This window comes from Massilia sp., assembly GCF_031995545.1.
Classification (GTDB): domain Bacteria; phylum Pseudomonadota; class Gammaproteobacteria; order Burkholderiales; family Burkholderiaceae_D; genus Telluria.
Genome location: NZ_DAMAGA010000003.1, coordinates 237183 through 250602, shown reverse-complemented (window position 1 = coordinate 250602; position 13420 = coordinate 237183). Strand labels below are relative to the sequence as shown.

Genomic DNA, 13420 nt, shown 5'->3' with positions numbered 1-13420 from the left:
ACGTACCATTGATCGCTTCGACCACGGAGTTGCCATGATCACGATCCAGAGCCTGAACAGTTGCGATGCATCCGCCTTTGTCGACACGCTGCGCGGCATCTACGAGCACTCGCCCTGGATTCCCGAGCGGGCCGCCGCCCGCCGCCCATTCGCCAGCCTGGCCGCGCTCAAGCTGGCCTTGCAGGATGCGGTCGATGCCGCCTCGCCGGACGAACGCCTGTCCCTGCTGCGCGCCCACCCCGAACTGGCCGGCAAGGCCGCCATCGCCGGCGCGCTGACTGCGGAATCGAACGGCGAACAGGCCAGCTCCGGCCTGGACCGCTGCTCGCCCGGGGAATACGCGCTGCTGCACGAACTCAATGCGCGCTACAACGAACGCTTCGGTTTTCCCTTCATCCTCGCGGTCAAGGGCCCGACCGGACAAGGCCTGACGCGCCAGACCATCATCGACACCTTCACCCGCCGCCTGCAGGGTCAACCGCCCGACGAACTGGCCGAAGCGCTGCGCCAGGTGCACCGCATTGCCGAGATCCGTCTCAACGCGCTGCTCAAGATCGAGCCGGCCATCGGCGCGCTCGTGATGGACTGGGCCGAGCAGCTCGGCGCCATCAGCGACGACGCATCCAGCCTCACCTGCGCCTACTTGACACTCGCGCACCGGCGCACGGCTAAACTCATCGCGGGGTGGATGCGGGACGCCGGCATGGCGGTCCACATCGACGCGGTCGGCAACGTGGTCGGGCGCTTCGGCGCGGCACAGGCGGGCGCGCGCACCCTGGTCACCGGCTCGCACTACGACACCGTGCGTAACGGCGGCAAGTACGACGGCCGGCTCGGGATCCTGCTGCCGATCGCGCTGGTACGCCAGCTGCATGCGCGTGGCGAACGCCTGCCGTACGACCTGGAAGTGGTCGCCTTCGCCGAAGAAGAAGGCGTGCGCTTTCGCAGCACTTTCCTGGGCAGCAGCGCGCTGGCCGGCGATTTCGACCCCGGCCTGCTCGATGCAGTCGATGCCGACGGCGTCACATTGCGCGCTGCGCTGGCGGACGCCGGCCACGATCCGGCGGCGATTCCCGCCACCGCGCGCGATCCGGCGTCCCTGCTCGGTTTCGTCGAGGTGCATATCGAGCAGGGCCCGGTGCTGCTCGAACGCGGCCTGCCGCTGGGCGTGGTGAACGCGATCGCCGGCAGCTCGCGCTACCTGGTCGAACTGAGCGGCGTCGCCGGCCATGCCGGCACCACGCCGATGGCGATGCGGCGCGACGCCGCGGCGGCCGCCGCCGAAATCGTGCTGCTGATCGAACAGCGCTGCAGCGGCCAGGGTGCGCTGGTCGGCACCGTCGGCCAGCTCGAGGTGCCGGGCGGCTCGGTCAACGTGATTCCCGGCGCCTGCCGCCTGTCGCTCGACATCCGCGCCGGCGACGATGCCGTGCGCCTGGCGGCGGTGGACGACATCCTGGCCGGGATAAGCGCCATCTGCGCCCGGCGCGGCATCGGCGAACGGTTATGGAAGCTGCTTGAGATCGACGCCGCGCCATGCGCGCCGCATCTGATGGACGGCCTGGGCGCCGCGATCGAACGCGCCGGCCTGCCGCGTCTCAACCTGCCGTCCGGCGCCGGCCACGACGCCATGCGCATGGCGCGCATTACCGAGGTGGCGATGCTGTTCGTCCGCTGCGGCAACGGCGGCATCAGCCACAACCCGCTCGAGACCATGACTGCCGACGACGCCGGGATCGCCGGCCAGGTGCTGCTCGACTTCCTGCGCAACTTCGGATGAACCACACCAAGCCGCTGCGAGCCGGCCGGGCCGTCATCGCCCGAGGCTTCAGTCGGCCGCGATCGCCGGCAGGATCAGGGTGGTGAGCAGCTTCTCGGTCAGCGGATGCGGCGCCCGCACGTTGAAATTGGTGGTGGTGATCACCACCACGCTGTCGAGCTCCGGCAGCACGTAGACCTTGTTGCCGCCCATCCCGGACATCGCGTAGCTGGCCACCTCGCGTCCGTTCGTCTCGAACGGCTGCAGCCACCACAGGTAGCCGTAGTCGACGCCCTCGCGCACCTGGGCATGCGGCGCGATCGAGCGCTGCACCCAGGCGCGCGCGAGCACCTGCCGCCCTTTCCACGCGCCACCGTTCAGGTACAGCTGGCCGAGCTTGTACAGGTCACGCGTACGCAACCCCAGGCCGCCGCCGGTCATCGCCGCGCCCAGCGGCTGCAGCTGCCAGCGCACCTTGCCGATGCCGAGCGGCTTGAACAGCACCTCGTCGGCGAAATCGGGCACGCTACGCCGCGTGGCGCGCTCCAGGATCGGGCCGAGCAGCGTCGTGCCCGCGGTGCAGTAGCTGAAGGCGCGTCCGTAGGGCTGCTGCTCGGGCTTGGGCACCCAGTCCGGGAAGCCCCGCACCGGCAGTTCGAGATAGAAGCGGCTCCAGTCCTCGACCAGGTACATGCGCTCCTCGTTCCCGCGCGAGAACGCGTTGTCGTCGTCGCATTCGAGCAGAGAACTCATGGTGATCAGGTCTTCGACCGTGATGCGCGCCTTGCGCGGGTCGGGCTGGGCCAGCGGCATGCGGTCCTGGAAGAACGGCAGCACCGGGCTGTCGAGGCGCAGCAGACCGCGTTCGATGGCGGCGCCGACCAGCATGCCGCCCACGGTCTTGGTCACCGAACGCGTGTTGCGCAGCGCTTCGGCGCCGCCATCCTTGCCGCGGCCTTCGTCGAAATAGCGCTCGTAGATCACCTTGCCGTGGCGCGCCACCAGCACGCTGGTGATCTGCTTGAAGTCGCCGGCCTCGATGTCGGCCGTCACCTTGTCGAACGGCGCCGCGCCGGCCTGCGCCATCACCAGTATCGACGCCAGTCCCAGTCCCAGGGTTCCCGCATATCGCAACATGCCCGCCTCCCTTCCGTGGAAAGTTACAGCTTAGTCCTGCGCGTTCGACCTCGTCTTGTACGTTTCAAACATCCTGCGCCGCAGCACGCCGGGCGGCATGCCGAAGCGCTGGCGGAAGGCATGGGTCATGTGGCTCTGGTCGACGAAGCCGGCTTCCAGCGCGATATCGGCCACGCTGCGGCCGGGCTGGCGCAGCGTGGTGCAGGCGCGCTCGATGCGGCGCCAGCGCAGCAGCTCTCCGGGCGAGCAGCCGAGCAGATCGCGGAATACGCGCGCCAGGTGCACCGGATGCACGCCGCTGCCTGCTGCCACCGCGGCGATCGACAGCCTGGCGTCGCCCGCGCCATCCATCACCGCCTCGAAGGCGCGGTGCAACCAAGCCGGCGGCCGGTTCGGCGCGCGCGGCGGCGTGGCGTCGCTCTGCGCCAGCAATTCCCACACCCCGGATTCGAGCAGCGCCGCATCGGGCACGCCCTGCATGGCGCGCGCCAGGCCGAAGGCGCTGCGCAGGCAGGCCGGCTGGCGCAGATAGCTGGCCCCGGGAGGGATGGCACGCAGCGCCTCGCCGCCGTCCAGCCGCGCCGGGTCGATCGACACCGTCAGGAAGCGTCCCTGCCCACCGAGAAAGCGGTCGCGGTGCACGGTGCCGGGCGCGTTGTAGACCAGCGCCGGCGCCGGCGCGAATTCCGGCGCGCCGCGCGCGCTCGAGAGGTAGACCCCGGCCAGCACCAGCACGAAGTGCGCTTCCTGGTGCAGGTGCAGCTGCACGTCGTGCTCGGGCGCCTGCGCCTGCAGCAGGCCGAGTTCGAACACCCCGCCGTGCGTGCGTTCCTGCCGCACACCGTAGAACTCTCCGGGGCGCAGCAGCACGGTCATCGCCGTGCGCGTCCTGCCATCATCGCGCCGTACACCACCGCTGCGATAGCGACACCGACGAACCAGGCATAGGTATAGATGGTCTTGAACGCGTCGCCGACATCCGGAAACGCGCTCGGGAAGGCGGCGTTGAGGAAGCCCGGGATGTTGGGCGCAACGCCAAGAATGAACGCCGCGACCGCCGCCATGTTCCAGCCATTGCCGAACGAGTACGCGCCATCGTGGCGGTACAGCTGGTCGACATCGAGCACGGTCTTGCGCATCAGGTAGTAGTCGACGATCAGGATGCCGGCGATCGGCCCCAGCAGCGCCGAGTAGCCGACCAGCCAGGTGAAGATGTAGTTCTGGGTCGATTCCAAGATCTTCCACGGCATCATCACCAGCGCCAGGCCGGCCGTGATGTAGCCGCCGCTGCGGTAGCTGATGCGGCGCGGCGCCAGCGCCGAGAAGTCGTAGGCCGGCCCCACCAGGTTGGCGGCCAGGTTAACGCTGACGGTATCGACCAGCAGCACGATCAGCGCCACCAGCACCGCGATGCCGGTCATGCGGCTGGCCAGGTCGACCGGGTCCCACAGCGCCTTGCCGTACAGGACCACGGTGGCCGAGGTGACGATCACGGCCAGCGCGGCGAGTAAGCCCATCGGCGCCGGCAGGCCGATCGCCTGGCCCAGCACCTGGTCGCGCTGCGATCTGGCGAAGCGGGTGAAGTCGGGAATGTTCAGCGCCAGCGTGGCCCAGAAGCCGATCATTGCGGTGAGCGAAGGCCAGAATGCGATCCAGAATTCGCCTTCACGCTTGCCGCCCGGGGCGAACTGCGAGGGCTGGTCGAGCAGCGGGCCGAAGCCGCCCGCCTTGTCATGCACCCACCACAGCAACACGAAGCAGATCGCGATCTTCAGCGGCGCGGTCCAGGTCTCGAGCTTGCGGATCGATTCCATTCCGTGCACCACGAAGTACAGCTGGATCGCCCAGAACGCCAGGAAGCAGCCCAGCTGCGCCAGGTTGATGCCGAGCCAGGCCAAGGGCGCGCCACCGATCGGCGAACCGTTCATCACGCCCAGCAGCGTGTAGATCATGCTGCCGCCGAACCAGGTCTGGATGCCGTACCAGCCGCAGGCGACGATGGCGCGCATCAGCGCCGGCAGCCGCGCGCCGCGCGTGCCGAACGAGGTCCGTGCCAGCACCGCGTACGGGATGCCGTACTTGGCGCCGGCGTGGCCGATCAAGAGCATCGGCAGTAGCACGATGGCATTGGCCAGGAACACCGTCAGCACCGCCTGGCGGCCGGACATGCCCTCTTCCACCAGGCTGGCCGACAAGGTGTAGGCCGGGATGCACATGACCATGCCGACCCACAGCGCGGCGAAGTGGTACCAGCGCCAGGTGCGCTGGGCGGGCGTGGTCGGCGCCAGGTCGTGGTTCCAGAGGTCGGGATCGGCGGCGGCAATATGGTCGGGCATGGTCACGAGGCGGGCCTTTCAAAAACGGTGCGCGCGAGTGTACCCGAAAGGTCAATACGGCGTGCCCCGTTCACCCGGCCTGCCGCCGCGTGCTCATCAAGCCTGCAGGTCGGCGTGGATCACGCGCGCCGCGCGCTCGCCGTGGCGCAGCGCATCCACCGCTTCCAGCCGGGAGGCGATGCAGTCGCCGCCGGCATACATGCCCGGCAACGCGGTGCGAAAGCACCCGTCCACCTGGATCCGGTCGCCTTCGCACGACAGACGCCGCAGGGCGCCGTCCGGCGCCAGCGTGGCGCGCCCGACCGCCTTGAACACCGCATGCGCGGCGATCTCGGTGAAGCCGCCGGTGTTGACCACGCAGCCGTCCAGCAGGCGGGTCTGCTCGAAGCGCACGGCTTCGACCGCGCCATCTTCATCGTGCAGCACGTCGAGCGGTGCCACCCACGGCCGCACGCGAATGAAGTGTTCGCGCGCGGCCTGCATCTCATCGCCGTCGGGCGCCAGCGCATGACGCAGCGCCAGCGTCACGTCCTGCGCGCCGAGCGCCTTCAGGCGCAATGCCAGCGCCAGCGCGCCGCGACTGGCGCCGATCACCACCGCGCGCTGCATCGGCAGCAGCGCCAGTGCCGGCAAGTCTTCGCTCGCAACCACGGCGGCGACCTGGCGCCCTGCGTCGGCCAGGCCGGCCGCATCGAAGCCGCTCAGACCCAGCACGCGCGCCATCGCCAGGCCGACGCCCAGGTAGACGGCGTCGTACGCCAGATGCAGCGCGGCCAGGTCGAGGTTGTCGCCCAGCTTGCGCCCGTACTCGACGCGGATGCGGCCCGCCGCCAGCAGGCGCGCGAACTCTTCCGCCTTGGGCGGATCCAGCGGCGACGGCGTCTGCGCCATGCGCTCGCGCGAGCGCGCCTCGTATAACAGCACGTCGTTGCCGAGCATGGCGAGGCGGTGCGCGCAGGCGGTGCCGGACGGACCGGCGCCGACCACGGCGACCAGCTTGCCGGTCGGCGCGGCCGGCTCCAGCCGCAGGTACGTCGATTGCGCGGCGGTCTGCAAAGCAGCCGGCACGGCCACGGCCTGCGGTTCGGTCAATGCGATCATCTTCTCTCTCTTTCTTGTTGGTGTTGGCCGGAGATGGGTCGGGCCGTTCGTTGCGGCCTTGGTGAGGTGCTATTCCAGGCGTTTCAGTACCGCCGCCAGCTTGCCGAACAACTCGTCGACATGCTGGCGGCTTAGCACCAGCGGCGGCGACAGCGCGATGATGTCGCCGGTGGTGCGGATCAGCAGGCCATCTGCGAAAGCCGCCTTCAGCGCCGCATAGCCGCGCGCGCCGGGCTTGCCGGGGATCGGTTCCAATTCGACGGCCCCGATCATGCCGATCGAGCGCAGGTCGATCACGTGCGGCAGTCCGCGCAGCGCGTGCAGCGCATCCTCGAAGTACGGCTGCATCGCGCGCGCATTCTCCATCACGCCCTGCTCGCGGAACACGTCCAGCGTGGCCAGCGCGGCGGCGCAGGCCAGCGGGTGTCCGGAATAGGTATAGCCGTGGAACAGCTCGATGCCCGGCGGCGCGTCCATGAATGCGTCGTGGATGAAGCCCTTGCTGAACACGGCGCCCATCGGCACCGCGCCGTTGGTGATGCCCTTGGCGGCGCACATCAGGTCCGGCTCGACACGAAAATAGTCGCCCGCGAACGGCGTGCCCAGTCGCCCGAAGCCGGTGATCACCTCGTCGAAGATCAGCAGGATGCCGTGGCGGTCGCAGATGTCGCGCAGGCGCTGCAGGTAGCCCTTGGGCGGAATCAGCACGCCGGTGGAACCGGACACCGGCTCGACGATCACGGCGGCGATGGTGGACGGATCGTGCAGCGCCACCAGGCGTTCCAGGTCGTCGGCCAGTTCGGCGCCGAACGCCGGTTCGCCGCGCGAGTAGGCATTGCGCTCCAGGTCGTGGGTGTGGCGCAAGTGGTCGGCCCCCGGCAGCAGCGGGCCGAAGTTCTTGCGGTTGGCGCCGATGCCGCCCACGCTCAGACCGCCGAAGCCGACGCCGTGGTAGCCGCGCTCGCGTCCGATCAGGCGCGTGCGCCCGCCCTCCCCGCGCGCCTTGTGGTAGGCCAGCGCGATCTTGAGCGCCGTGTCCACCGCCTCGGAACCGGAGCCGGTATAGAACACATGGCCGAAGCGGTGGCCGCTGAATTCCATCAGCGCCTCGGCCAGCTCGAAGGCGGCCGGGTGGCCCATCTGGAACGTGGGCGCGTAGTCGAGCTGGCCGGCCATGGCGGCGATCGCCTGCGCGATTTTCGGCTGGCCGTGCCCGCACGGCACGCACCACAGGCCGGCAGCGCCGTCCAGAATCTGGTTGCCGTCGACGTCGCGGTAGTACATGCCTTCGGCCGCCACGAGCAGGCGCGGGTCGCGCTTGAAGTCGCGGTTGTTGGTGAACGGCATCCAGAAGGATGACATCGAGTGCGGCCTGGACTGGTTCATGCTGTTCTCCTCGACCCGGTGACGCCGGCATCAATGCAGTTTGAACAATATTCGGGCTTCTGGCAATCACAACGGCGCTGCAACCGCCCGGCACTCTCCAACACCGTTGTTCACATGGCGCACAGCAATGGTATGCTACCGCTTACCACATTGACAACGCCGAGCATGTCGACCTATTTCACCCCTGTCCTGACCACCGAACGCCTGGTGCTGCGCCCGCTGAAGACGGACGATGCCGCCGGCCTGTTCGCCATCTTTTCCGACCCCGCCGTGGTGCGCTTCTGGAGTGCCGAGGCCTGGACCGACATCTCGTTCGCCGAGACCGCCATCGCCAGGGCACTGGAAGGCTACCGCGACGAAACCGACATCCATTTCGCGGTCGAACTGGTGCGTGGCGGACAGCTGATCGGCACCGTCAAGCTGCACCACTTCTTCAACCAGAACCACCGCTGCGAACTGGGTTACGCGGTCGCCAGCGCGCATTGGGGCAAGGGCTATGCCAGCGAGGCGATCGAAGCGGCGCTCGACCATGGCTTCCGCGAGGTCGGCCTGAACCGGGTGGAAGCCGACATCGACCCGCGCAACGAAGCATCCGGCCGGGTGCTGGAAAAGCTCGGCTTTCGCAAGGAAGGCTACATGCCGCAGCGCTGGCTGGTGCATGGCCAGTATGCCGACACGGTGAACTACGGCCTGCTGCGCAGCTATTGGGACGAACGCAAGGCGGTGCGCGGATGACGATGCGGAGCGAGACGATGAAGACCTTGACGGCATGCGCGGCATTGACACTGGCGGCTTTGGCCGGCGCGGCGCCATCGGTGGCGGCCCAGGCCACGGTGCCGGCCTGGCGCGACGTGGTGGTGTATGCGGCCGACGCCGCCTATCCGGCGGCGCTGGCGCGCCGCGGCGTGCAGGGCGAAGCGGTGGTCGAACTCACCGTGGACGCGGAGGCGCGCGAGCGCACGGCCACGGTCCGCACCTCGTCGCGTTCGGCCGAGCTGGACGCGCTGGCGGTGACGATGGCCAAGCGCATGGACATCGCCGCGCTTGATGGTGCCAGCGGCCTGGTGCGGGTGCGCTTCCTGAAGGACCACAGCACCACGGTCGCCACCAAGACCTGCGCCGACTTCAACGTCGACGCCGCCTACCAGGCCGCCACCTTCCCCGAGCGCCGGCTGCGTGAGATGCCGGTGATGGTCGAGAGCATCGGCATGCTGATCTACAGCCTGCACCGCGCCGGTACCCAGCGCTCGTTCCCGGCGGTCGAGCCGCTGATCGACGCCACGGTGGCGGCCTGCGCGCGTACGCCGGCGTCCGGCATGCTGGACGTGATGCGCCAGGAAGCGCTCAAGCTGATCGAAGAATAAGGGGCGCCGCGGTCGTATTGACGCCGCCCGGGCATTCCCGTTCATCCGCCCAAACGACCGTTAAACCCGATCGGCATGCGCTTCGTCGGATCGGGCTTGGCCCGGCCGGCGCGCGCCCCTAGAGTAACCTCATCGTCCACCGAGAAGGATACGCTCGCATGAAAACCATCCATACGCCCTCCAGCCGTTTCAAATCGATCCTGCGCGACATGGAAGTCGCCGGCCGCGCCGGCTGGCGCCTGGCCAAGTCCGGCGCCCGTACACTTAGCCGCATGCCGTGGCCGGTGCTGCTGGTGGCCGCGATCGCGCTGGCCGCGCTGGTGACCATCGTGCCGCTGGTGCTGGGACTGTTCATTGCCTTGCTGGTGCTGAAGTTTGTCGCCGGCATCGTGTTCAACCGCGGGCCGCGCGATATCGAGGTCTATAAACCACACGATCCGCAGCACAGTTCTCAGTCGCAGGGATAAGCGAAACATGGCAGCCACCCAGATCAACCGCGCGCTCGACTTCGTGCACGATGCCGTGCGCGAAGCCGGCGCGCTGTGGTGGCGCTTCTTCGACTGGCTGGCGCTGGTCGAATGGCGCCAGCTGTACCTGATCTGGTTCCTGGCGCTGGTCACCGGTTTCTTCTTCGCCGTCTCCGAGCCGGCGATCTGGTTCGTACTGATCTCGTTCGGCGTCAAGGTGCTGGCCGGCGGCAAGCGCCGCGCCGAACTGCTGGCGCGTGAAGCGTCGGACAAGGCCAATGTCGCCACGCTGGAACGGCGGCTGATGGAAGCGCAGATGGCCACGCTCCAGGCCCAGGTCGAACCGCACTTCCTGTTCAACACCCTGGCCCTGATCGGCCAGCTGATCGAGACCGACCAGAAGGAAGCGGCGCGCGTGCACGGCTTCCTGATCGAATACCTGCGCGCCTCGCTGCCGCAGATGCGCAGCAGGAACGGCAAAGGCAGCGGCGGCACGCTCGGCAAGCAGGTCGAGCTGTCCCGTGCCTATCTCGCCATCATGCAGGCGAGGATGAAGGAGCGGCTGGCCGTGCGCTTCGAGGTGCCCGACTTCCTCGGCAGCGCGCCGTTTCCGCCGATGATGCTGCAGACGCTGATCGAGAACGCGATCAAGCACGGCCTGGAGCCGAAGGTCAGCGGCGGCACGATCCTGGTGCGCGCGCAGGTGGTCGGCGCCACGCTGCATGTGGACGTGTGCGACGATGGCGTCGGCATCGACCTGCATGCGGGCGAAGGCGTGGGGCTGGCGAATATCCGCGAGCGCCTGGCGCTGCTGTATGGGAAAGCGGCGGAACTGGCGATCGAGATTCCGCCTGGCGGCGGTGCCTGCGTGTCGATCCGGCTGCCGTATCGCATGACCGAGGATGACTGAACGCACCATGTCGACGATTGCTCCGACCGCCCTGATTGCCGACGACGAAGCGCCGATGCGCGACCAGTTGCGCGTGCGCCTGCTGCAGGCCTGGCCCGAACTGCGCATCGTGGCCGAGGCCAGCAACGGCGCCGAAGCGGTGGCAATGGCTGGCGAACTTCAGCCCGACATCGTGTTTCTCGACATCCGCATGCCGGGCCTGGGTGGCATCGATGCGGCGCGCCAGCTGTATGACCGCTGCCACATCGTGTTCGTCACCGCTTACGATCAGTACGCGATCGACGCCTTCGAGCATGGTGCGATCGACTATCTGCTCAAGCCGGTGACGCCGGACCGGCTCGCGACCACGGTGTCGCGTCTCAAGCGTCGTCTGGAAAAGCAGCCGCAGGATATCGGTGCGCAGCTGGCGCAACTGGCGCAATTGACCGCGTTGGGGCAGCGCCTGCTGCAGCCCGATCCGCCGGATGCCAAGCGCCCTTACCTGCGCTGGATCCAGGCCCAGTCCGGCCAGAGCCTGCGCATGGTGAGCACGCGTGAAGTGCTGTTCTTCCAGTCGGACGAAAAGTACACGCGGGTGCAGACCGCCACCGCCCAGCACCTGATCCGCAAGACGCTCAAGGAGCTGGAGGAAGAGCTGGATCCGGACGAGTTCTGGCGCATTCATCGCTCGACCCTGGTGCGGGTCGACGCCATTCTCGAAGTGCGGCGCGATATGCGTGGGCGGCAGATGCTGCGGTTGCGCGATTGTGCGCAAGAGCTGGAAGTGAGCCGCAATCACGGGGCGCTGTTCCAGCAGATGTGATCAAGGATTCGGGCAGCCGAGGGCATGCATGGAGCTGCCCGGCCGGGCGGTTTTCCTTTACTTCTCGCCTAAAAACACGACAAGTTCGTCATATCCGCCTATGCGCTTCCCGTCAATATAGGTCTGCGGCGTGGTCTGGACTCCCTCCTCCTGCATGAAGGCATCTACTTCGCTTCGGGTAGCCAACTGATGATCCTCAACCTGGTAACCCGCCCGTTGTAATAATTCCAGCGACTTGACGCCAAATGGACAAATATGTTCTGGCGTGACCATACGGTGCAGCAATGCTTGTTTGGATTCAATTGACATGTTATCTCTTTCTTTAACAGCTAAGTTTCCTTGTGAAAATGTGACGATCCAGTAGATCGTGGATTCAAGGTTAGACTGGTAGTACCGGCCGCGCCGTGCGTCAACGAACCCATGGCTGTGATCACGGGTTCGGCTTCGGTGTGCCTCCTCTGCCTTCCGGTTGATTAGCCGATTTCATCGTCACGTCATATTAAAAAAATAAGCTGGCTCGCACTCAAATATCGGAGCCCAGCATGACTTCATCGATTTCGCGTCGCAGTTTCCTGTCCCAGAGCGGGGCCTTGGTGGGCAGTTCGGCATTGGGCGCTTCCCTGCTGCTCGAGGGTTGCGGCGGCAGCCGCAGCCACGCGTCAATCGGTGTCAGCGAGAGCGAGCGGCCCAGGATGCCGTCGGGAATACAGTTCGGCGACATCACGGATAACCGGGCGATCATCTGGAGCCGAAGCGATCGCAATGCGCAGATGATCGTCGAATACGATACCAGCGACCGTTTCACCAATCCGAACCGCATCGTTGGCCCCACTGCCAGCGACGCCACCGATTTCACGACCCGTGTCGACTTGAGCGGCTTGCCGGCCGGGCAAACGGTATTCGTCCGTGTGCGCTATGTGGATCCCCACAATCCCAAAATCGAAAGCGAAACCCTCTCGGGGCAGTTCAGGACCACGCCGCCCGCCGATGCAATCCGGCCCGTGCGTGTTCACTGGAGCGGCGACCAGTGCGGCCAGGGCTGGGGTATCAACGCCGACTTTGGCGGCATGAAAATCTATGAAGCGATGCGTTTGCGCGACCCGGATTTTTTCATCCACAACGGCGACACGATTTATGCCGACGGCCCTATCCTGACCCAGGTAACCGCGGAAAACGGAAAAGTATGGCGTAATCTGGTCACCGAAGAAGTCAGCAAGGTCGCGGAAACGCTGAAGGAATACCGTGGCCGCCATGCCTACAACATGATGGACGCGAACTTCCGCAAGTTCGCGGCTCAGGTACCGCAGATCTGGCAATGGGACGATCACGAAGTCACGAATAACTACAGCGCCGCCAAGGACCTATCGAGCGATGCGCGTTACACCGAAAAAAGCATTGCCACCCTCACTACCCGCGGCCGTCGCGCCTTCCTCGAATATGCGCCGATGCGCTATTACAAGCAAAGCGAACCGCAACGCATATACCGCGCCATCTCGCACGGCCCACTGCTGGACGTCTTCGTCGTGGACATGCGCACCTACCGTGGTCCGAACAGTACCAACCTGCAAACCGTGGAAGACGCCAGTTCGGCATTTCTCGGGAGGGAACAGGTGGAATGGCTGATCGCAAAGCTGAAGGCCTCGAAAGCAACCTGGAAAGTCATCTCCGCCGACATGCCCATCGGCCTGAATGTCGGCGACGGCAACAATGCCCAGGGTGAAGCCTTGTGGGAAGCGCTCGCCAACGGCAACGACGGCGTTCCGCTCGGCCGCGAACTCGAAATGGCCCGCCTGCTCAGCGGTATCAAGGCAGTCCCGAACGTGGTCTGGATTACCACCGACGTCCACTATTGCGCCGCCCACTATTACGATCCCGCCCAAGCCCGGTTCACGAACTTTTCGCCATTCTGGGAATTCGTCGCTGGCCCAATGAATGCCGGCACCTTCGGCCCGGGCGTGCTCGACAAAACCTTCGGCCCCACCGCGGTATTTTCGAAAAGCCCGCTGATCCAGAACTCCTCGCCATTTGCTGGCTACCAGTTCTTTGGTGAGATCAATATCGACCCTCGCACCAAGGCGATGAAGGTCGAGCTGTTCAACCTCGACGGCATCTCGCAGTTTGCGCAGACGCTACCGGCGGCGGGTGTGTAAAGTCAGGC

General features: G+C 66.6%; 13 protein-coding genes. 7 read left to right on the top strand and 6 right to left on the bottom strand.

Annotated features, from left to right (window positions below; translation table 11 throughout):
* Window positions 1-34 precede the first annotated feature (34 nt).
* Window positions 35-1780 carry an allantoate amidohydrolase gene (locus tag RTQ83_RS04635; protein ID WP_312511531.1) on the top strand — a complete coding sequence of 582 codons (1746 nt, stop codon included), beginning with the start codon at window positions 35-37 and terminating at the stop codon, window positions 1778-1780.
* Between the two features lie 48 nt (window positions 1781-1828).
* Here the strand turns inward: RTQ83_RS04635 and RTQ83_RS04630 are convergent, their stop codons facing one another.
* The 5 genes from RTQ83_RS04630 to RTQ83_RS04610 form a co-directional block, all read right to left on the bottom strand.
* On the bottom strand, window positions 1829-2896 hold the full coding sequence (locus RTQ83_RS04630) for a serine hydrolase (protein WP_312511530.1): 1068 nt from the start codon (window positions 2894-2896) through the stop codon (window positions 1829-1831).
* A gap of 30 nt (window positions 2897-2926) precedes the next feature.
* Window positions 2927-3772 carry an AraC family transcriptional regulator gene (locus tag RTQ83_RS04625; RefSeq protein WP_312511528.1) on the bottom strand — a complete coding sequence of 282 codons (846 nt, stop codon included), beginning with the start codon at window positions 3770-3772 and terminating at the stop codon, window positions 2927-2929.
* Complete coding sequence (locus RTQ83_RS04620; RefSeq protein WP_312511585.1) at window positions 3769-5232, bottom strand: NCS1 family nucleobase:cation symporter-1; 1464 nt, start codon at window positions 5230-5232, stop codon at window positions 3769-3771. Before RTQ83_RS04620 ends, RTQ83_RS04625 begins: the two co-directional genes overlap by 4 nt.
* 96 nt (window positions 5233-5328) lie before the next feature.
* Window positions 5329-6333, bottom strand: coding sequence for an FAD-dependent oxidoreductase (locus RTQ83_RS04615; protein WP_312511527.1), 1005 nt, complete (start codon window positions 6331-6333; stop codon window positions 5329-5331).
* A gap of 69 nt (window positions 6334-6402) precedes the next feature.
* The gene (locus RTQ83_RS04610; protein ID WP_312511526.1) at window positions 6403-7719 is read right to left on the bottom strand and encodes an aspartate aminotransferase family protein; all 1317 of its coding nucleotides are present in this window, start codon (window positions 7717-7719) and stop codon (window positions 6403-6405) included.
* A 165-nt stretch (window positions 7720-7884) separates the two neighbouring features.
* Here RTQ83_RS04610 and RTQ83_RS04605 point away from each other — a divergent pair, with 165 nt between their 5' ends.
* The 5 genes from RTQ83_RS04605 to RTQ83_RS04585 all read left to right on the top strand — a co-directional run bounded on the left by RTQ83_RS04605 (window position 7885) and on the right by RTQ83_RS04585 (window position 11262).
* On the top strand, window positions 7885-8454 hold the full coding sequence (locus RTQ83_RS04605; RefSeq protein WP_312511524.1) for a GNAT family N-acetyltransferase: 570 nt from the start codon (window positions 7885-7887) through the stop codon (window positions 8452-8454).
* Between the two features lie 17 nt (window positions 8455-8471).
* Complete coding sequence (locus RTQ83_RS04600) at window positions 8472-9083, top strand: energy transducer TonB (protein ID WP_312511522.1); 612 nt, start codon at window positions 8472-8474, stop codon at window positions 9081-9083.
* A 158-nt stretch (window positions 9084-9241) separates the two neighbouring features.
* The gene (locus RTQ83_RS04595; RefSeq protein ID WP_312511521.1) at window positions 9242-9550 is read left to right on the top strand and encodes a hypothetical protein; all 309 of its coding nucleotides are present in this window, start codon (window positions 9242-9244) and stop codon (window positions 9548-9550) included.
* A 7-nt stretch (window positions 9551-9557) separates the two neighbouring features.
* Window positions 9558-10460 (top strand): histidine kinase, encoded by a 903-nt coding sequence (locus tag RTQ83_RS04590; protein ID WP_312511519.1) that lies wholly within the window; start codon window positions 9558-9560, stop codon window positions 10458-10460.
* Window positions 10461-10467: 7 nt separating this feature from the next.
* On the top strand, window positions 10468-11262 hold the full coding sequence (locus RTQ83_RS04585) for a LytTR family transcriptional regulator DNA-binding domain-containing protein (RefSeq protein ID WP_312511517.1): 795 nt from the start codon (window positions 10468-10470) through the stop codon (window positions 11260-11262).
* A gap of 57 nt (window positions 11263-11319) precedes the next feature.
* Here the strand turns inward: RTQ83_RS04585 and RTQ83_RS04580 are convergent, their stop codons facing one another.
* Window positions 11320-11571 carry a glutaredoxin domain-containing protein gene (locus RTQ83_RS04580; protein ID WP_312511515.1) on the bottom strand — a complete coding sequence of 84 codons (252 nt, stop codon included), beginning with the start codon at window positions 11569-11571 and terminating at the stop codon, window positions 11320-11322.
* 233 nt (window positions 11572-11804) lie between these two features.
* Between RTQ83_RS04580 and RTQ83_RS04575 the strand changes: the two genes are divergently transcribed.
* The gene (locus tag RTQ83_RS04575) at window positions 11805-13412 is read left to right on the top strand and encodes an alkaline phosphatase D family protein (protein WP_312511513.1); all 1608 of its coding nucleotides are present in this window, start codon (window positions 11805-11807) and stop codon (window positions 13410-13412) included.
* Window positions 13413-13420: the final 8 nt, after the last annotated feature.

Coding starts and splice junctions, on each gene's coding strand:
- RTQ83_RS04635 (WP_312511531.1), top strand. CDS start 35: ATGATCACGATCCAGAGCCTGAACAGTTGCGATGCATCCGCCTTTGTC.
- RTQ83_RS04630 (WP_312511530.1), bottom strand. CDS start 2,896: ATGTTGCGATATGCGGGAACCCTGGGACTGGGACTGGCGTCGATACTG.
- RTQ83_RS04625 (WP_312511528.1), bottom strand. CDS start 3,772: ATGACCGTGCTGCTGCGCCCCGGAGAGTTCTACGGTGTGCGGCAGGAA.
- RTQ83_RS04620 (WP_312511585.1), bottom strand. CDS start 5,232: ATGCCCGACCATATTGCCGCCGCCGATCCCGACCTCTGGAACCACGAC.
- RTQ83_RS04615 (WP_312511527.1), bottom strand. CDS start 6,333: ATGATCGCATTGACCGAACCGCAGGCCGTGGCCGTGCCGGCTGCTTTG.
- RTQ83_RS04610 (WP_312511526.1), bottom strand. CDS start 7,719: ATGAACCAGTCCAGGCCGCACTCGATGTCATCCTTCTGGATGCCGTTC.
- RTQ83_RS04605 (WP_312511524.1), top strand. CDS start 7,885: ATGTCGACCTATTTCACCCCTGTCCTGACCACCGAACGCCTGGTGCTG.
- RTQ83_RS04600 (WP_312511522.1), top strand. CDS start 8,472: ATGAAGACCTTGACGGCATGCGCGGCATTGACACTGGCGGCTTTGGCC.
- RTQ83_RS04595 (WP_312511521.1), top strand. CDS start 9,242: ATGAAAACCATCCATACGCCCTCCAGCCGTTTCAAATCGATCCTGCGC.
- RTQ83_RS04590 (WP_312511519.1), top strand. CDS start 9,558: ATGGCAGCCACCCAGATCAACCGCGCGCTCGACTTCGTGCACGATGCC.
- RTQ83_RS04585 (WP_312511517.1), top strand. CDS start 10,468: ATGTCGACGATTGCTCCGACCGCCCTGATTGCCGACGACGAAGCGCCG.
- RTQ83_RS04580 (WP_312511515.1), bottom strand. CDS start 11,571: ATGTCAATTGAATCCAAACAAGCATTGCTGCACCGTATGGTCACGCCA.
- RTQ83_RS04575 (WP_312511513.1), top strand. CDS start 11,805: ATGACTTCATCGATTTCGCGTCGCAGTTTCCTGTCCCAGAGCGGGGCC.